This is a genomic window from Williamsia muralis (genome assembly GCF_002735905.1).
Classification (GTDB): domain Bacteria; phylum Actinomycetota; class Actinomycetes; order Mycobacteriales; family Mycobacteriaceae; genus Williamsia; species Williamsia muralis_A.
The window spans coordinates 589,637-611,206 of record NZ_PEBD01000010.1; the positions used below are offsets into that span (position 1 = coordinate 589,637).

Here is a 21,570-nt window from a genome sequence, read left to right on the forward strand (position 1 = left end):
CGATGACCGTGAGGAGGGGCCTTCTGTGGGGCAGGTGCTGCGGCAGCCACTGACGCGCGCACAGCGCGCCCTGTGGGCTGCCCAGCAGGCAACTCCTCTGTGTCCCATCAACATTGCGCTGTGTATCGAACTCACAGGCAACCTGGACGCCGAGCTGCTGCGGGCGGTCACGCTCGGAGTGGCACGGCAAACCGGGATAGCGTTCACCCGCTTCGAGCAAACCGAGCGTGGCATCGAGCAGGTCATCGACCGTGGCCTCAGCGACGAGATCACGATGAAAGACCTGCGTACCGAACCTGATCCGGACGCGGCCGGCCACCAGTGGATGCGCGACGACTACACGCGCCCACTCGACGTATTCCACGACAGACTCATGGCGTCGGCAATACTGCGCGTGGCAGACAACCGGTGGTTGTACTACATGCGCGGCCACCACCTGACGTTCGACGGGGCAGGCGCATTCCGTTCGCTGCAACTCATCGTCGCCGCGTACAACGAACGCTCGGAGGACGGTTCCCTCAACCTCCCACCGGAATCGGACCTCTCCGGGTTGGCGCAAACCGACGTCGACTACCGCGAATCGCCGCGGTTCGAGAAAGACCGGGCGTACTGGGCCGAGCAACTTGACGGCATCGGTCCGCCGATCAGTCTCGCGCACCGCACCGGGCAACCCGATCCATCACCACGTCGTCACTCCGCAGTGCTTCCACCCGACACCGCAGCATTGCTCGCCCAGGCCGAGACCGAACTCCGCACCACGATGCCGGTGATCGTCGCGGTGGCGGTGTCGGGGTACCTCGCCCGTATCTCCGGCCAGGATGACGTGAGTCTCAGCCTGCCCGTCGCCGCACGCACAACTGCGTTGCTGCGCAAGACCTTCAGCACGGTGTCCAACGTCGTCCCCGTTCGCACTGGTATCGGAAGCCGCAGCACCATACGTGCGGCGATCACCTCCACCCAGGCCGCGATGATGGGTGCGCTGCGGCACCAACGCTTCCGGTTCGAGGACATGGCCGAGTCCATGCCTCGCGACTCCGCAGTGCTGCCCAACCGGCAGTTCACCGGGCCGCTACTCAACCTCATGCTCACCGTCGACAAGATCAATTTCGGCGACGTGTCCGGGTCGTTACACGTGCTGTCCACCAGCGCGGTCGACGACCTCGCCGTCAACCTCTACCGCACCGGAAATCCCTCTGCGCCGGACGAACTGCGATTCGACCTGGAGGCCAACCCGAATCGCTACTCCTCAGAAGAACTGGAAGGCCACCACCGTCGGCTGCTCCGATTCATCCGCGAGGTCGCGACTACTGCCATCGACGACCCCGCAAGATCTTTCGCCGATATCGCGCTGGAGTCAGATGCCGAATTATCAAGCCTGACAACCACTTCGACGCCGACTTTTGGCGGCCAGACACTGCCTGAACTGCTCGATGCTGCAGCGGCTCGGTACGGCGAGCGCCCCGCGCTCCACGCGGGTTGGGCGCACTGGACCTATCGGGTGCTGGCCGAACGATCACGCCGACTCGCCAACCTTCTCAAAGATGGTGGCGCCATCCCGGGTACAACCGTCGCGATCGCAACCGGCCGGGGGCTCGACCAGGTGCTGGCCTTCTGGGCGGTGGCCCGCACCGGCGCGACCCTGCTGCAGATCGACCCGGCGCACCCGGCCTCCCGTATCAATGGGCAACTCGCCCAATCGAGCCCGGTGAAGATCCTGACGTCGCGCGGGGGAGTCGCGCCGGGCGACACAACCCAGTGGTGGGACCTGAGCGACGTCGACCTCACGGACACCCCAGACACTCCGATCGAATTCCCGCGCCCACTGACGCTCGACGACATCGCCTACGTCGTCTACACATCTGGCTCCTCCGGCGCACCGAAAGGCGTTGAGGTCACCCACCGGGGGCTCGCTGCTCTGATGGCGCACCAGCGAGCGCTCGGAATTGACGAGAACGCGCGGGTCTCCGGACTCGCGTCTCCGGCATTCGACGCGTCGATCTTCGAGATGCTGTTGGCCGCATCGGGTGGCGCAGCCCTCTGCCCAGCACCGCCGGACGTGGCCGGCGGTCAGGAACTGGCCGAGTTCCTCACCGGCGCATCGATCACACACACGGTGATCACGCCCAGTGTTCTATCAACGGTTGACCCCGCCGGGCTTCCCGCCGACGTCTGCTCCACCCTCATGCTCGCCGGAGAAGCGTGCCCACCCGACCTCGTCCGACGGTGGGGGGCCGAACGGACGGTCCTGAACCTCTACGGTCCCGCAGAAGCAACCATCATGGCGACGGCGAGCGCGCCGTTGCGTCCCCTCGACGAACCGCCGACAATCGGGACTGCGATCACCGACGCGACCTGCTACGTCCTCGACGACCAGCTGAGGCCCGTCCCGTCCGATGTGATCGGCGACCTCTACCTCACAGGTCCAGGATTGGCATCGGGGTATGCGGGCCAATCTGGCCTCACCGCAACCGCTTTCGTCGCCAACCCCTGGGCAGCTCCCGGACAGCGGATGTACCGCACTGGCGACCGCGTTCGGCGGGACTCGACCTCAGGCCGGCTGCACTACGCGGGACGCAGCGACGACCAGGTGCAGATCCGGGGCGTCAGGATCGAACCGGGTGAGATCGCGATGGCTGCCGAGACGCATCCCGACGTGCACCAGGCGGTAGCCGTGGTTGTCGGCTCGGGTGACACCGAGGCGCTGGCGTTGTACGTCTCCTCGCACGTGGACGATCGCCGTCTCGCCACCCGCATCCGCAAGCACCTGAGCAGGCGTCTGCCGACGTCGATGTGGCCGGCCCACGTTGTCGTGATGAGGGCGCTGCCGGTGACTCCCTCGGGCAAACTCGACCGAGAAGCGTTGCCGCACCCGTCGACTGCCAACCAGCGCCCCCACCGAGCTGCACAGACCCCGGCCGAGCGACTCGTTGCACAAGTGGTTTCGCAAACGGTCGGCATCGACGAACCGTCCATGTACGACGACTTGCTCGCACTGGGCGGTTCGTCTCTCGACGCCACCCGGATCTCGGCGCGCATCGGTGCGACGACAGGAAGCGCGATCGGCGTTCGCGAAGTTCTCGAGGCCGGCGACCTGGCCGAATTAGCTTTGTTGGTGGAGCATTTCACGAAGACGGCTGCGCCAGCGGACGCACATCGCCCACGTCCGCCACGACCTCCCGCGTCATCGGGACAGATCTCGATGATTCTGGCCGACCGCCTCGACCCGGGATCCACCGCGAACCACCTCGAAGCCGACGTCGACCTGAAAGGGGCGCTGCATCGCGATGCGTTGATGGCCGCCATCGCAGACGTCATAGAACGTCACGAAGCGCTACGCACCATCATCCGCCTCGAGCCCGACGGCACTGCCTGGCAGGACGTCGTCACCGTCCGAGAAGCCCTCGCCGACAACGGGTTCAAGGTCGACGACGCCACGAGCGATGTGAGCGTCTCCGAGCAACTGATCGACCCCACATCACGGCCGCCGCTGGTGCTGGAGCTGTTGCGCATCGGTGCTGACCATCACCGCTTGGCTGTCCGCTCCCACCACGCTGCGGTGGACGGGTGGTCACTGGGTGTCCTGGTCGATGATCTGGCGACGGCCTATCAATCGCGTGTCGACGGCCACGCTCCGTCGTGGGCACAGGTCACGCAGTACATCGATGCCACTGTCGCGGTGAGTGGTGACCAAACCAGGCGTTCGGCAGAGCAATTGGAACGATGGACGCGCCGACTGGGTGACCTGCCGACTCGTCCTGAATTGCCGATCGACCGGCCGGCCGTGGGGGACCGGCATGTTCCAGCGCCTGCTGGGGTGGAGAGACGAACACTCGGCACGCAGATCACCGCAGCGTTACGCGATGCTGCCACCGAGCGGGGAATCAGCACCTTCGCCTGGCTCCACGCCACGCTTGCGGTGACGTTGGCGCGGTTCACCGGCTCGAACGACTTGGTGGTGGTGGTGCCGCAGGCAGGTCGGAGTCGACCGGAACTCGACACCGCCGTCGGAATGTACGTGAACCCCGTAGCGATACGTTCCACCCTCGGCCCCACGACCTCGTTCGAGCAGATTCTCGAGCAATCCGCCGAAGGATTGGCTTTCGCGCTCGGTAACGCCGACGTCCCGTTCGCCGACGTGGCCGCCGCGGTCGAACCGCAGCGCGACATCACCACGGCGCCGCTGTCCGACGTGTTGCTCACGTATCAGAACCAGCCGGTCGGCAGATGGGACGTCGCCGGCCTCCAGATCGAGTTCCACCCCAAGGACCCTCGGCACGCACGTATTCCGCTGCAGTGGATCGTGGACGACACCGCGGATGGCCTCCGGGTGGAGTTGACCTATCGCAGTGATCTTTTCAGTGGCGACATCGCGGCGGCGATGTGCCACTCGTACGTCACCGCGCTTGCCCAATCGCTTGCACGTCCCCAGTCGATAAGCGGGGAACTGGTTCCAGGGGAGCATCACTCGCTCGACGCGCCTATTCCCCGTAGCCACGCGTCGCTCGTCCAGCAGGTACGCGCCGCAGCGGATCGAGATCCGCTCGCTCCGGCATTGGTTTTCGGCGATCAGGTCCTTGACTACAACGAGTTGATCGGGCGAGCCGAGCAGGTGGCAGGCGGGCTTCGAACGGCCGGGGTCCGTCGCGGCGACCTGGTCGGCGTCGCGCTACCCCGCCATCCGGATGCGCTCGTCGGCCAACTGGCTGCGATGTTCGCCGGCGCTGCCTATGTGCCGATCGATCCGGAGTATCCGCGGCAGCGCATCGCAGCGATCATCGAGGACGCGAAACCGGCCACCGTACTGGTCAATTCGCGAACTCGGCGCAATATCCCCGCCGACGTGAACATCTTCGATGTAGACCAAGCCCGGGCAGCCGATGACCACAACCCCGTTGCCAACACACTGGACGTCGACGGCGACGACCTCGCCTACGTCATCTTCACCTCAGGATCCACCGGCCGTCCCAAAGGTGTGGCCGCCACCCACGCGAACGTGGCTGCATTGCTCGACGCCGCCCGAACCAGCTACGACTTCGGTCCCAGCGACGTGTTCAGCTGCACCCACTCCACTGCGTTCGACGTCTCCGTATTCGAGATCTTTGCTGCGTGGACAACCGGAGCCCGCGTTGTTCTGGCCGATCAGGAAACCGTGCGGGACCCCCAGGCACTGTGGCCCTTCCTACGCCAACACGGAGTGACCATCCTGTCCCAGACGCCTTCGGCGTTCTATCCGCTTGCCGCAGTGGCTATTCGAGACACCGATCCCGGTGCCGTTCGAGCTGTCGTCTTCGCCGGCGAGGCGTTGCACCCGTCCCGCCTGATGAGCTGGCACAGTGCATTCGGGCGCGACGTGCTGCTGTCCAACATGTACGGCATCACCGAGACCACGGTGCACCTGACAATCGGAGAGACCGACCCCAGAGACCATCGTTCGTTGATCGGCGACCCGCTTCGTGACACCACACTTCTGATTCTCGACCGCTGGCTGCAGCCGGTTCCGATCGGAGTATGGGGCGAGCTGTACGCGTGCGGACCCCAGGTCACCCGCGGATACGTGGGGCGGCCCGGTCTGACTGCCGAACGGTTCGTCGCCTGCCCGGCACGGTCGGGTGGCGGAAGAATGTACCGCAGCGGCGACATCGTGCGACGCACCGTGGACGGCAAGCTCGAATACCGGGGTCGGTCGGACCGCCAGGTGCAGGTGCGCGGATTCCGCGTCGAGCCAGGCGATGTCGGTAACGCGCTCCAGACCTTGCCCGCCGTGGCCGAAGCGGAAGTGGTGATCCGCACCAGTGGCACCGCGGGCGGCAGCGAAATCATCGCGTATGTCCGCCTCCGAACTGACCTCGCCGGCCAGGTGCCGAGCGAGAGTGAACTGCGTGACGCGGTGCTCTCCGTCCTACCGGGTTACCTCGTCCCATCGCGGATTGTCGTGGTCGAGACCTGGCCGCTGAACGCCTCGGGGAAGAGAGATCTCCGCGCGCTGCCAACCCCCGATACGCGAGGTGCGGTCGCCGTCGAGGGCAATGCGGTGCTGCCTGTGGGAGAGGTGATCGCCGAGGTCCTGGGAGTGCCGCCGACCAGTCTGAGCCCGGAGGTCGGCCTCTTCGACGTCGGTGCGAACTCGTTGTCGGCCATGCATATCGCGCTCTTGCTGACCGAACGCACCGGCCGCGACGTCAGTGTGCGGATGGTGGCAGAGGCGCCCTCGATCGCGGACCTGCAGGTGTCCGTCGACGCAGCGCGTCCGTGCGCCACACCCGCCGCCGAGGTGTCGATCGGGTCTGCCGCACCACCCGCCACCGCTCAGCAGCGGGCGCTGTGGGCATTGAGTCGGATCGATGAAGGTAGCGCTGTCTACCACTTGCCCGCCGTCCTCGATCTGCCACCCGAGGCATCGCCGCGCACCGTCATCGACGCGTTGACCGATGTGGTTGCGCGACACGAAGTCCTGCGCACGGTGCTGACCGACAACGACGGGTTTCCGCAGCCGGCTCTGGTGCCGCTGGATCAGGTTCGCACTCGACTTGCTGCCCTGGCTCACCCCCGCCCACTGCCAGAATCGCACGCGGCTGCCAACCTTCATGCCGAGGCGCTACGGCCGTTCGACCTCGCAACCGAATTGCCCTGGCGCGCGGAACTGTTCGCGGCGGGCGGTGGTGGAGGTCTTCGGCTGCTGTTGATCGGACATCACGTGGCCGTCGACGGATGGTCGATGACCGTGCTCGCCGACGACTTCGCGATGGCCTTGCGGGCTCGCCTGGCAGGGGTTGTGCCGGAATGGCAGGCACCGGCGGCCCAGTACCGTGATCACGCCTGGCGCATGGCCAAGGAGTTGGGTACACCCCCACGCTCCACCGAGCATCGGAGTCAGCTTCTCGAGCACTGGTCGCAAGTGCTCGACGGTGCCCCGATCCATCTGCAACTACCGTTCGAGTCGAAGACTGCAACCGTGCCTCCCGGTCCAGAACCCGCCGACTACCTGGACGTCCCCGTGCCCGCGGAGATGCGGGACGCGCTGCAGCGCATTGCTGCCGCGGAGAGCGCAAGCGTCTTCCACGTGTTGCATGCCGCTCTGGCCGCGACGATCGGTCTGTTCACCGGGACCGACGACATCGTGATCGGGACCCCCACGGCCGGGCGTACCCGGGAGATGATCACCGCAGTCGGCATGTTCGTCCAGACCGTGGTGCTACGTAGTCGAGTGGACCCGGGAATGACTGTCCGCGAATCCATTTCACAGAGCCGCGACGTGGTCACACAAGCTCTCGCGCACTCGGAGGTCTCGTTCGAAGAGGTCAAAGAACGCCTGGCGCCACCCCGGACCCTCGATTCGGACGCCTATCTCGACGTGATGGTCGCCTACCAGCCGGCGCCGGTCTCGGACAGCGACATCTCGTTGACGCCGATACGCGTCGGCCAGGCGCGAGTGCCACTCGAGTTCACCATCACCGACCACGGTGATGGCAACCCGATGCATCTCACGCTGAGCTACGGACTGTGGCATGTGCGGCCCGCGATGGCCGCGCAGTTCGCTGACACTCTTGTTCAGACCGTGCAGGCCCTCTCCGAGACAACGGATCCGGGCGTCACCACGATGCATGCGCTGACCCGTCCCGCCGACCGTCACATGCCGGTAGCATCACCGCGGCCACTGGTCGATGGTGCACACCAGAACACCGATGTGGTGGAACGCATCATCGACCGAGCACGCCAGGCGCCCGAAGCGATTGCGCTGGTCAATGTCACAGGCAACCTCACCTACTCCGGTCTCGTCACCCAGGCGGCCGCCATAGCGGATGAACTGAGGTCGCGTGGTGTGCAGCGCGGTGACCTCGTCGCCGTGATCGCCGACCGGCGAACCGACACGGTGTCGGCCATGCTCGGCATCCTGTTTGCCGGCGGGGGCTACGTTCCCGTCGATCCGACGTACCCGGCCGAGCGGATCGGGACCATCATCGCCGATGCCAGACCGGCAGCAATCATCGGCGCCGGCGGGGTACTGGACCAGGTCGACACCGAGATGACAGCCATTCTCGACGTTGCAACGCTGGACTTGGCGGCGCGTCGAAGTGTTGACGAGATAGACCGCGTCACAGCCACATCCGGTGATATCGCGTACGTGATCTACACATCCGGATCCACCGGAAAACCCAAAGGCGTGATGGTCACCCGGTCGAACATGGCCACGCTCCTGAGTACCGCCCAATCAGAGATCGGGGCGAGTGCCGACGACGTCTGGACCTGGTTCCATTCGGCCGCCTTCGACTTCTCTGTATGGGAGATCTTCGGTGCGTTGACTTCTGGCGGCAGAGTGGTGGTGGTGGACCACGACACCGCTCGGGATCCCCACCACCTCGTGGGTCTGCTGACACGCCACGAAGTCACCATCCTGAATCAGACACCGACGGCCTTCTCGCGGTTGGTGCAGCTGCCGGGTGACGACCTGCCAAGGTCGTTGCGTCTGGTGCTGTTCGGTGGCGAAGCGCTTGACCCCAAGGCGTTGTCGCACTGGCATTCCCGGCGTCCCGAGGTGCGCTTGGTCAACATGTACGGCATCACCGAGACCACGGTGCACCTGTCAGTCACGGACGTCGACACCTCCGATTCACGCAGTCTCGTCGGAGTGGCGCTGCCGAGCGCGGGCCTCGTGGTACTCGACCGATACCTACGGCCTCAGCCGATCGGTGCCACCGGAGAGCTGTATGCCACCGGAACCCAGGTCACCGTCGGCTACCTCGGCCGGCCCGACCTCACCGCCACCCGATTTGTTCCCTCACCATGGGGTCCGCCCGGAAGCCGAATGTACAGAACCGGGGACCTGGCCCGGTGGGTCGACGGCGGTCGGCTCGAATACCTCGGCCGCGGCGACCAGCAACTGAAGATCCGCGGGCACCGCATCGAACCGGGCGAGATCGCGGCAGTGCTGCGGGCCCAGCCCGGAGTCAGCGACGCCAAAGTGCTGCTGCGCAATACCGATCGCCAGGGCGACGAGATGTTGATCGGGTACGTCATCGCCGACGAGTCGATGCCGAGTCCGGACCCCACGTCGCTGCGCTCGGCCTGCGCCGCCGCCTTGCCGGCGCATCTGGTTCCCGCCCAAGTCCAGGTCGTCGCCGACTGGCCGCTCACGTCCACCGGGAAACTCGACACCGCAAGACTCCCGGCAATCTCCGCGCCGGTCGCGTCACGGGCACTCACGGGATCCGAGGTCGTGGTCGCCGCGGCAGTCGCCGATGTGCTCGGGTTGTCAGCCGACGACCTGGGTCCCGACACCCACTTCTTCGAACAGGGCGGCAATTCGCTGTCGGCTGCGCGACTCGCCTCGCACGTCGCAGCGCTCACAGGCGCTGACTTGGCCGTGCGATCGGTGTTCGATTGTCCCACCGTCGGTCTGCTCGCGGAGTACATCGACAGCGGCGTCGACGTTTCCGGCAGCAACCGCCTGCCGATGACCGCGCCGGCCGCTCATCCACGTCCGTCGCGACTGGAGCTCACGCCGCAGCAGCAGGCACTGTGGCTCCATTGGCAGGTGGACCCGGCACGTACCGATTACAACCTGAGCGCGCTCATCCCGGTCGGAGACATGCCCGTCAACGAGTTGTCGGCGCTCATGGCAACACTCGTCGACCGCCACGAGAGCTTGCGCACGAGCTTTCCCGCCGATGCCGACGGCCCGTACCAAGAACTCTGGGACAGCAGCAGGGTCGACAGCGACGTGACCGCTGATGTGGTCGCCGACCCCGATTCTGCGCTCGAGATGCTCAACGGCCCGTTCGATCTGACCAGCGAACTCCCGTGGCGAGTAGCGCTGTTCGAATCGCCGACGTACGGTAGGCAACTCGCGGTGGTTGTCCACCACATCGCGGTGGACGGGGAGTCGGTCCGAATCCTGCACAAGGAGCTCGCAGCGTTGACGGGCGGCGAGTCCCTCCCGGGTGGGGCGCTCGACTACGGGGACTACACAACCTGGTCCTCCGACGTTCTGAGCCACAACGGCGAGATACTTCAACGGTTCTGGGAGCGGGTTTTCGCCGAACCAGTGGCCCGGCCGGCACTACCTGGGCTGCGCCCGCCGGCCCGCGAATCTCGACCGGGCCCGACGATCGAAGTCGAGCTCGCCCCCGAGCAGCACCAGCGGCTTCGTGAGCAGGCGGCGGCACACAACACTTCGACATTCATGACCGTGCATGCCGCATTGGCCGTCTTGCTGGCACGCCTGGGCGATGACCCCGATGTGATCATCGGAACCGTTGTCTCCGGACGGGACGCGACAGAGTTCGCGGGCACCGTCGGAATGCTGGCCCGAACCGTGTTGCTGCGCAACGACATCGACATCAACAGGCCGTTCTCGGCAACCCTGCGCGAGGTCACAAGGGCGGATCTGGACAGCTTCGCGCACTCTGCGTACCCCGCCGACCTGGTCGCCGGGCTCGCCGATCCGAATCATCGACGGGGCTCGCGACCGGTGGTCGACATCTTCCTGGCCGACCTGGGTAGCGCGGTAACCGACGGGGCACTCACGGACGGGCCCCACCGAAACCTCCGCGGAGACCGAGCCCTGCGACTGCCTTCGCGGTTCGGCCTCGACCTGATGATGGAGGAACGCGGCGGTACCCTCGTCGTGCGGCTCGCCTTCGACTCGGCGCGCATCGACCAGCCCGACGCCGAATTGTTCCTCACCCGACTGATCGCCCTGCTGCAAGACGTAGTCACCGACCCGGCGCGACCGCCTGCAGACCACCTCGGCGCAGCGCCCGGCGACCTCGATGTCGTACCCGAGTTCGACGTGTGGGAACCACTGCCGGATCTACTTCGCCGAGGGACGCTCTCGAACCCGGCGGCGACGGCGGTCGAGGACGGCTCGTGGATCCTCAGCTACCGCGATCTCGACGTGGTGAGCACCCAGGTCGCACGAACGCTGATCGGCAGAGGCATCGGTCCGGGAGACGTGCTGGCGATCTGCGCGCACAGATCCGCGTGGTCGATCATCGCGACGTGGGCAACAGCCAAGACCGGCGCCGCGTTCGTCACCCTCGGTGTCGATGACCCGGATACCCGTCGACGTCGCATGGTGGACCAATCCGGGGCAGTGGCAGGTCTTTACGCACCCGGCGATGGTCCCGACGTCCCCGGGGTCGACTGGCTGTCACTCGCCGACATCGTCGCGGGCACGCCTGCCGAGCGTGCCCGAGTCACCTCTACCTTCGCTGCCGATGAGCGGACTCGACCCATCTGTCCGGATGATGTTGCCTACGTGATCTTCACGTCGGGATCGACCGGCGAACCCAAGGGCGTCAGTGTCACCCAGCAGGGGATCGCTCCGCTGGTGAACGCCGTCGTCGAGCACGTGGGTCTGACCGCGGCCGGCCGAGTGCTGCACAACTACTCCACATCGTTCGATGCCCACCTCGTCGAGTTGCTGCCGGCGTTCGCCGTCGGCGCCACGGTGGTGGTGTGCCCACCGACCGTGATCGGCGGACGGGAACTGACGGCGTTGCTCAACGACGCCGCGATCACCCACTTCTTCTCCACACCCGCCGTGATGGCAACGGTCGAACCTGCGATGGTCGACACGGTGCAGGTGGTTGCCACCGGTGGGGAGTCGCTGCCGAATGCAGTTGCGCAACAATGGGTGTCAGGGCGCAGAGTCGTCAACTTCTACGGTCCCACCGAGGCCACGATCGTGGCGACGGCCAACCGGGCAGTGGAACCGGGGGGACCGATTCCCATCGGCAGAGCCACGGGGCCGGCAGCCACCTACGTGCTCGACCGCAGACTTCGTCCGGTACCGCGGGGCGTGATCGGCGAGTTGTACCTGGCCGGAACCGGGTTGGCCCGCGGTTACACCCGAGCCGCCGGAATGACCGCGGGACGCTTCGTGGCAGACCCGTTCGGAGACCCCGGTACGCGCATGTATCGCACCGGTGATTTGGTGCACCGCACGGCATCGGGCGATCTGGTGGTCCACGGTCGCGCCGATGAGCAGATCAAGGTGCGCGGCATCCGGCTCGAACCCGCCGAGATCGACGCGGCACTGATGTCGTTGCGTGGTATCGAGCGGGCTGCGACCGGTGTGTACAACCAGGGGCCAGAACGCGTTCTGGCGTCCTGGATCATCGCCGACCCCGATCAGCCATGCGATCCGGAGAGGGTTCGAGATCAGCTGCGGAGCATTCTGCCGCCGACCCACATACCCACCCACATCACCGTTGTGGACCATTTCCCGGTCACTCCGAGTGGGAAACTGGACCGGCGGGCACTTCCCGCGCCGGCGCCGGCGCACCACGAGATCGAAGCTCCACGCACCGACACCGAGATAGTGGTGGCGGAGGGTTGGGCAGACGTTCTCGGGTTGCCTCTGGAAAGGGTCGGACGGGACAGCGAATTCTTCGACAGCGGAGGCACGTCCCTGTCCGCCAGCCGAATCGCCGGCCGGTTGCGACTACAGACCCATCGTGACCTCACCGTCCGCCACATACTCGACGCACGTACGGTAGCCGCCCTCGCGGCCGTCATCGATGGACTACCTTCCTCCGTGCTGGGTGACGTGGCGCCGCGATCCCTGCCGGTACCTGCCGAGTTGGAGTTGGCGTATCCGCAGCAGCGGCTGTGGGTTCTCAACCGGATCGATCCACAGTCGACGGCGTATCTGGTGCCCCTGGTACTGCGACTGCGCGGAGGAGTCGACGTCGATCGACTCTCGGATGCCATCGTTGAGGTGCAACGCCGACACGCCACCCTCCGCACCGTGTACCCGCAGACCCCTCGTGGACCACGGCAACAGATTGGCGGACTTGACTCTGCGAAGGCCCCCGCCGTGACCCGGGTGAATGACAACGACGTCAGCGGCCCGATCGGCGAACTGCTCACCGTCCCGTTTGATCTCAGTTCCGAAGCCGGCTTCCGAAGCGCAGTGGTGGTCGCCGGAACCGACACCTGGCTGGTGCTGGCGATGCATCACGTGGCCACCGATGGGTGGTCGATGCGGACCATCCTCGCCGATCTGGTCGGTGCCTACGCCGGAAGCCCCGCTCCGGCAGCAGAACTGACGTACTCCGACTTCACCCAGTGGCAGGCGCAACGCCTGGGCGACCCGTCCGACCCCGGCAGCCGGTATGCCCAGCAGCTCGCTTTCTGGCGGCAGACCCTCGCGGGTGTCGATGCGTCCTACCGCGTTCCAGGTCTCGTCGACAACGCGTCGGCCACCGGCGGCGCCGTCTACGCCACGCTCGGGCCAGACACTCTCGAAGCGCTGAACGACCTCGGACATACCGAGTCCGCCACGCTCTTCCACCTCGCGCACGTCGCCTTGACCGCTTTGCTGGCGCAGCACGGATCCACCCGTGACCTCGTCATCGGCACACCTGTACTCGGACGCGATGACCCGGCCTGGGAGCGGGTGGTGGGAATGTTCGTGAACACCATCGCGCTTCGTACACCGGTCGACGTGAGCCGCCCGATCCGGGCCGAGTTGCGAACCGTGCGCGACGCAGACCTGGCCGCGCAGTCGAATGCCGATGTGCCGTACGACGCCGTGGTTCGGGCGGTGACTTCGGTGCGCGACGCCGGCAGTAGGGAAGGCGGCAGTCGGGACGCCGGCAGGGATCCACTCATCTCGGTACTGCTCGTGCACCAGGAGGCACTCGGTGAGGTGTCGTCCGACCACGTCGACCTGCCGGGCGTCGACATCGGGATCGTCTCGGACGCATCCGAATACGTCGCGGCGAAGTTCGACCTCGAGATGGTGCTCTCCTCGGCACCGGGCGGCGGGCTCGCGCTGACGTTGGTGCACGGTGCCGCCGTTCCCGAACGCGTCGCCGAGGCATTGCTCGAGGACTATCTGGAACTGTTGCACGCCATGGTCTCGGCTCCCGACCATCCGTTCCCGTCACTGAGTCGCCGCTTCGAACCCGCTGCGGCGGGGGTGGCAGCGCTGTCCTCGGAGCCCACGCCTCTTGCGCCCAGCACCTTCACCGAACAACCGTCGGAGCTCGAACCCGTCGTGGCTGCAGCCTTTTCCGAGGTCCTGGGCCTCGACATCCACGACGTGGGCCGCGACAACAGCTTCTTCGACCTCGGCGGCAGTTCACTGTCGGCCACTCAGGTGGTGGCCATCATCGCCGACGAGACCGGGACGGCGGTTCCGGTGCGGCACCTGTTCACCGCCCCGTCGGTTGCCGCGCTGGCCGCGCTGCTGAGCAGCTCTGGCGAACGTGCCGCCGCAGCATTGCCTCCGCTGACGGGGCCCGGTGCACCACCAGATCTCGGGCCGGTGCCGTTGTCGCCGGCACAGCAGCGACTGTGGCTGGTACAGCGCATGATTCCCGAGCGACCGCTGTATGCCGTCCCCGTTGTCGTCGCGGTCCCCGCGGGAGCTACCCACGACGAGGTGGTCGGCGCCTGGCAGCGGGTTGTCGGTCGGCATGCTCCCCTGCGAACGATTTATCCCGACAACGGCGGCGCCCCCGAACAGCGTGTTGTGGACCAACCAGCCGATGTCGTCGACCTGGGGGAGCGCGACCTCGCGGAGGTCATCGGGGACCTTCTCGCCGAGCCGTTCGACCTCGAACGTGCCGTTCCGGTTCGCAGCGCACTCGTCGGAACCAACGGGCACCGGTTCGTGGTGGTGGTTGCCCATCACATCGCGATGGACGGGCAGTCAGTACAGGTGCTGCGCCGCGATCTCGAAAGTGCGCTGGCCGGTGACGAATTACGGCCGCTGTCGGTGTCATACCCCCAGGTGGCGCGCTGGCAGCACGTGGCGAACAATCTCATGCGCGGCGAGATGCTCGACTTCTGGGACCGAGCGCTGAGGGGGTACCCGGGAGTCCTCGAACTCCCCGACTGCGGACCGCGCGACGCGCAGCGCTCGCTGAGTACGTCGACCGTGGCAGTCCCGGTGTCGACGAGCATCATGGACGCGGTGACCCGCACGGCACAACGACTCGGTGTCAGTGACTTCCACGTGTATCACGCGGCCCTCGCGCTGACGTTGTCGATCGCGTGCGGCACCGACGATGTCGCCGTGGGGACCCCGGTGTCGCTGCGGCGCCACGCCGAGACGACCGACATGGTGGGGATGTTCGTGTCCACCGTCGCCTTGCGAACCGTGCTGCGGCCGGGGTTGACCACCGATGACCTCATCCATCTCGTCCGCGACACCGACCTGGCCGCCATGGACAACGCGTTGCTCCCGTTCGATGAGGTGGTGGCCCAACAGGATCCGATCCGTGAGATGGGCCGGCACCCCGTCGTGCAGGTCACTCTCTCGGTGAACGACGAGCCGGGCGGTCACGTGGCCGACGAACTGAGCCCCGACTCGGAGTTCGACCTGCAACTCACGGTCGGGCGGGGAACAGCGCTGTTCACCCACGCCAACTCGCTGTACGACAAGCGCGCCATCGAAACCCTCGCCTTGCGTTGGCAGCTCGCGTTGAGGCTCGTGGTCTCCGAGCACTCGGTCTCGCTGGAGACAGCCGACCTGCGCACCGAAGAAGAGCGATCGGAGAGGTCATCCCTCGCCTCGGTCGGGGCGCCGATGACCCTCACCCACATGCTCGAGCGGTCGGTTCGGAAACGTCCGACTGCGGTCGCCGCGGACGACGGCGAGACCGCGCTGACGTACGCACAATTGGACCAATGGTCGTCGGTACTGGCATCCGAACTCGTCTCAGCGGGAGTGCGACCGGGTGATCGGGTGGCAATGATGTTGCCGCGGAGTCTGGGATCGGTCGCCGCGTTCTGGGCCATCGCCCGTATCGCTGCGGTGTACGTACCCATCGACCCCCGGTACCCGGCCGAACGGATCGACCGGATGATCGCGACAAGTGGGGCCCAGGTCGCCGTTGCCCATCCGTCGGCGTCGCACCACTGTGCCGTGCAAGTGTCGGTACCCGAGCCGCCGACGGCTGAACCAGAACTCGGCCGGCCGACACCGGGGTGGATGCACGCGGCGCCCGAGGCTGCTGCCTATCTATTGTTCACGTCCGGCACCACAGGGCTTCCCAACGGAGTTGTCGTCTCACATCTCGGGCTACGGAACCTGTTGGAACCCAGGGTCTTCGTCGCCCAACCCGGTGCGCGCGTGGCGCACGTCGCCAGCCCGAGCTTCGACGCGTCCATCTTGGAAATGGTGTGGGCGTTCGGGTCGGGAAACACACTGGCAGTGGTGCCCGCTGACGACGTCACCGGCCGGACACTCACCGACCACCTACGGTCGCTCGCCGTGACCCAGACCTTCCTCACGCCATCGGTTCTGTCGACCGTCGACGAGGCCGTGTTGCCGGAACTGCGCACGGTGTTCGTCGGCGGCGAAACGTGCCCGCCCGAACTCGTCCGCCGTTGGAGTCGCGGCCGGATGATGGTGAATCTTTACGGTCCCACCGAGACAACGGTTTTGGGTACATCACATTCACCGATGCGTCCGGAAAGTGCGGCCACCATCGGCGCCGCGGTGCCGGGGTTGCAGGCCAGGGTGCTCGACGGTCACCTGCGACCGACACCCGACGGGGCAGTGGGCGAGCTGTACTTCACGGGGCCCGCCCTGGCAATGGGCTACCAGGGCAACACGCCCTTGACGGCATGCCGTTTCGTGGCAACAGCCGACGGTGGGCGGATGTATCGCACCGGCGACCTCGTCCGCCGTCACCAGAGTGGTGACCTGGAGTATCTGGGCCGTGCCGACCGCCAGGTCAAGATACGTGGCCAGCGGATCGAGCCGGCCGAAGTGGACGCAGCGTTGACCGCGGCCGGCGTGCGCACTGCGATGACAGTGCTCCGGAACGGTCCCACTGGTCCGGTGCTGGTGTCGTACGTGGTGGGCAGCCCGCAGGATGCGTCGTCGACAGCAGGCCTCCTCGACCTCCTGATGGAACGTCTGCCACACCATCTGATCCCCGCCGCCATCGTTCCCGTTGCCGAATTGCCCCGTACCCCTGTCGGGAAGCTGGACACCGCCGCGTTGCCGGAGCCGACCTGGACGGTGTCGGGTGGTGCGCCGCGTACGCCCACCGAAACCGCGGTGGTCGATGTGTTCCGTGAGGTGCTGGGCAACAACAACATCGGGATATACGACGACTTCTTCACCGTGGGAGGCAACTCGCTGCTGATCACCGCCGCTGCCGCCGCATTGACCCGGCGACTCGAACGTCCCGTCCCCGTCGCAGTTCTCTTTGCACACACCACGCCGGTGGCACTCGCCGGCGCCCTCGACAAGTACGAGGATCTCGCGGCAGAACTCGGGTCGGTGGTGCAACTGTCTCCCGCACACCGGGCGGGTACACCGCTCTGGTGTATTCATCCGGTCAGCGGGCTGGTGAACGACTACCGCCCACTCGGCCGTGACCTGCCCACTCCGGTGTTCGGACTGCAGATGCCCGGTTTGGACGACGTCTCCGCGCCGCATCTCACCACCATCGAAGCGATGGCGGCAGCTCACGTGGACACCCTCAAGCGTAGGCAGCCCAACGGACCCTACCGACTGCTCGGCTGGTCACTCGGCGCCGTTCTCGCACACGAGATGACCAAACAACTCACCGCGGCAGGTGATTCGGTGGATCTACTGGTACTGCTCGATCCGCGCATGGAGCCCGATATGCAGCCCGCGGCGGGAATGGACGAGACCCTCGAGCGGTCGTTGCGTGCCATCGACGCAGCCCGATTCGAGCAGTACCGGATCCGGTGCGAAGAGGCGATTGCCGCAGCGGCCGCCTACGAACCGGATGCCGCGGCGCCGCGATCGGCGATCATCGTTGCAGCGCAGGACAATCCGCATCCCGATCACTGGCGGTCGTTGATCGACGGGCGGGTGACCGTGGAGAACATCGCGGTCGCCCACCACGCAATGGGCGCCGAAGACGCCATGTCCGTCGTCGCGCAGCTGACGAATGCAGCAATCAGCGACCTCGACGACAACCACGAGAACATCAGGAGCACACCTTGACCCACGCGGTGACCGACCAGCCAGAACCGAGACGCCGGCCGCGCCGGCTGCGGTGGTGGATCCTGGCGGTGCTGGGCGTGCTGGTGGTGCTCGTCGTGGTGGGCCTGTATCTGGCATACCTGGCGTTCAGTGCCAAGGGCTCGCTCGAATCAGCCCGTGGTCACGCGTCGTCGGCGCAGCGGGCGTTCCTCGCCGGTGACACCGACAAGGCGGTGCGTGAGGCCGATGCCGCAGTTGTCCAGGCCCAGGCCGCCAACGGAGACACCCACAACCCGGTCTGGTCTGCGGTCGCGGTGCTGCCGTGGCTCGGTGATCCGCTGCAGTCGGTGCGGGACCTGACCGAGTCCGTCGAGGGTCTGTCCACGGATGTCCTGGTGCCCACGGCCGAACTGGCCGATGTCATCAACCCGAACAGTCTGCGCACCGAAGACAACACCATCAACACCGCCGCGCTCGCCCAGGCACAGCCAGAACTCGACACGATCGCCACGCGGGCCGAGGAACTCGAGGCGGATGTCGCCGCAACCGACGGGAGCTGGCTCGGCGTCGTCTCCGATGCACAAACCGAACTACACGATCAGCTCACCGAATCGGCCCGCTTCATCCGCGGCACCGACACCGCCGCGCAACTGCTGCCACCCATGCTCGGCGCGGGCGGCCAACGCAATTACTTCTTCGGTTTCCAGACACCTGCGGAGTCGCGGGCGACGGGCGGACTTCTCGGCGCGTACGGAGTGGTGAGCGCCGAGAACGGCCGGGTGAACGTGGACAATCTGGGCGCCAACAACACCATTCGGCCGCCGGCAGAACCCGTGGATCTCGGCGAGGAGTTCGACTTCAACTACGGCTACAACCGCCCCTACACCGACGTCCGCAACAGCAACATCAGTGCGCACTTCCCGTATGCGGCTCAGATCTGGATGTCGATGTGGGAGCAGCAGTCCGGTACCCGACTCGACGGGGCGGTCGCAATGGATCCGGTTGCGTTGAGCTATCTGCTCAAGGCCACCGGTCCGGTCAAGCTGGCCGGCGGTGAAACCATCACCGGCGACAACGTCACCGAGATCACGTTGTCCACGTCATACAAGCAATTCGGTGGCGACAACCCTGCGCGCAAGGCGTACCTGCAAGAGATCGCCCGCAAGGCCGTGTCATCGCTGACAGCGCTGCGCGGCAACACCGGAAAGGTGCTCGAGGCGCTGGGTCGTGGGGTGCACGAACGACGGATCATGGTGTACAGCGCCGATGAAGGCGAGCAGAAGCTTTTGGCCGCAGCAGGGTTGACGCATGAAGTCGCCGAAACGGAGGCGCCTTATGCCGAAGTGGTGGTCGGAAACCTGGCGGGTAACAAGATCGACTACTTCCTGAAGCGGTCGATCACCTATCGCGCCGACAAGTGCGAGGGGGATCGGCGCAAGGCCGTGGTGGAGGTCGAATTGACCAACACCGTCGAAGACATGAGTCTGCCGCCCTACGTGATCGGGAGCCTCGGTAATCCACAGCTGCAGCTGCCCAACGGAACGAACTTCGCGTCGGTCACCCTTTATGCCACGTCCGGCGCGAACCTCGAATCGGTGACGGTGGACGGAGATCCGATGCTGTACTCGTCGGGAACCGAGCGGGGCCACCCCTTTGTCACGGGCCAGGTGAAGATCCCCGCCGGCAAGACGGTGGTCCTCGAGTACGAGCTCGACGAGCCTGCCTCGTCGGGTACACCGCAGGTACCGGTACAGCCGCTCGTCGACGAGCCCCAGATCACGGTCGACGTACCGGCGTGCAAGGAGTGAGAGACAACAACATCGCCGTTCCGCCCGCCGATCGATCAGGTGCGCACGGCGACAACGCGATCGAGATCCGCGATCTGCAGATGCGTTACCGGGGCGTGCATGCGCTGAAATCGATCGACCTCGACGTTCCCGCGGGGACCGTGATGGGTGTTCTCGGACCCAACGGTGCCGGTAAGACAACCACCGTCCGGATCATCGGAACACTGCTGCGTCCGACGGCAGGCAGCGTGCGCATCAACGGGATCGACGCGCTGGCGAATCCACACGAGGTACGGAGTCTGATCGGGCTCTCGGGACAGTTCGCCGCGGTCGACGACAACCTCACGGGTATCGAGAATTTGACGATGGTGGCGCGCCTGTCCGGGCTTGGCCGACGGGCATCGAAGGCCAGAACACACGAGTTGCTCGAGCAGTTCGGAATCGCCGAGGCCGGAAAACGCCGGGTGGGTACGTATTCCGGCGGGATGCGTCGACGAATCGATCTGGCCGGCGCCATCATCATCCGACCGCCTGTGTTGTTGCTGGACGAGCCGACGGCGAGCCTGGACCCGATCAGCCGTGCCGAATTGTGGTCGGAGGTGCGGACTCTGGTCAGTGAGGGGACAACGGTGCTCCTGACCACCCAGTACCTCGAGGAGGCCGACCAACTCGCGGACGCGGTCACCGTCATCGTCGGTGGGGAAGTGGTGGCCCGCGGCACTCCCGGAGATCTCAAGGCAACCGTGGGTACGGCGCAGGTCCGGCTGCAGTTGGCCGATCCCGCTGATGCCGTCCGGGCGGTCGGCATCGTCGCCCAGCTCCCGGGTATGTCCGAGGTCGGTGCCGATGGGCCCGCCGTGACGTTCTCCACGGTGGAACCCAGCAGGCACCTGGCGCGTGCGGTCGCGGACCTCGCCCAGGCCGGCGTCGAGATCGTCGATGCGACAACAAACGCACCGACTCTCGACGATGTCTTCCTCGCTCTGGCGCGGAGCTCGAAGTGAGCCGTCCCGTCACCGCACCTCGCGGTCGCACCATCGCTACGTTCCTCGTGGATTGCGAGGTACTCGCAATCCGCAATCTCCGCACCATCTCGCGCAACTGGCAGATGCTCCTAGGTGTTGTCCTGCAGCCGCTGATGTTTGTCCTGCTCTTCTCGTACGTCTTCGGCGAGGCCCTCGGCGGTGACCGTTATCGCGAGTTCCTCATCGGCGGGATCATGACGCAGACGGTTGCTTTCAATGCCGGCTTCACGGCGCTCGGACTGGCCACCGACATCAAGACCGGGATGATCGACCGATTCCGGGCATTGCCGATGTCACGCGTGGCCATCGTGGTCGGCCGCACGGTCTCCGACCTCACGGTCAACATCGTCGGGCTCATCGTCATGTCGTTGGCGGGGCTGGCCATCGGATGGCGAATCGACACCGGTTTTCTCGACGCCCTCGCCGGCTACGCGATCGCGCTGCTGTTCGGATTCGCCATGTCCTGGATGGGGGCGGTGGGCGGTTTGGTCGCCGGTTCGGCAGAAGCTGCCCAGAGCCTGTTGCTCACCATTCTGTTCCCGCTGACGTTCATCTCGTCGGCGTTCATCCCGTCGACCACACTGCCCGGACCTCTGCGGGTGATCGCAAACTGGAATCCTGTGACGTCGGTGGCGGGAAGTCTGCGCGAGTGCTTCGGCAATCCGGTGTCGGTCAATCCGCTGTTGCCCGAGCCGGTGACCTGGGCGTCGGAGAATCCGCAGTGGTATTCGATCCTCGCTTCCGCCGTGATCTTGCTGGTAGCCGTCCCGCTCGCCGCTACCGTATTGAGACGTGTCTGAGCCGCAAGGTTGACCATTATTTTCGCGTTTTCTCA

General features: G+C 66.0%; 4 protein-coding genes. All 4 read left to right on the forward strand.

All coding sequences use genetic code 11. The features are described from left to right. Positions 1-25: 25 nt before the first annotated feature. From CSW57_RS16475 to CSW57_RS16490, 4 genes are read left to right on the forward strand one after another with little or no spacing between them, the layout of a single operon-like run. Positions 26-17,944: a non-ribosomal peptide synthetase gene (locus tag CSW57_RS16475; RefSeq protein WP_189339296.1), complete on the forward strand. Its 17,919-nt coding sequence runs from the start codon at positions 26-28 to the stop codon at positions 17,942-17,944. Continuing rightward, positions 17,941-19,731 carry a DUF4012 domain-containing protein gene (locus CSW57_RS16480; RefSeq protein ID WP_223249307.1) on the forward strand — a complete coding sequence of 597 codons (1,791 nt, stop codon included), beginning with the start codon at positions 17,941-17,943 and terminating at the stop codon, positions 19,729-19,731. The genes CSW57_RS16475 and CSW57_RS16480 overlap by 4 nt, the downstream gene beginning before the upstream one ends. Further along, on the forward strand, positions 19,728-20,714 hold the full coding sequence (locus tag CSW57_RS16485; protein ID WP_223249308.1) for an ATP-binding cassette domain-containing protein: 987 nt from the start codon (positions 19,728-19,730) through the stop codon (positions 20,712-20,714). Before CSW57_RS16480 ends, CSW57_RS16485 begins: the two co-directional genes overlap by 4 nt. Then, positions 20,711-21,535, forward strand: a complete 825-nt coding sequence (locus CSW57_RS16490; RefSeq protein WP_062799126.1) for an ABC transporter permease — start codon at positions 20,711-20,713, stop codon at positions 21,533-21,535. Before CSW57_RS16485 ends, CSW57_RS16490 begins: the two co-directional genes overlap by 4 nt. Positions 21,536-21,570 lie beyond the last annotated feature (35 nt).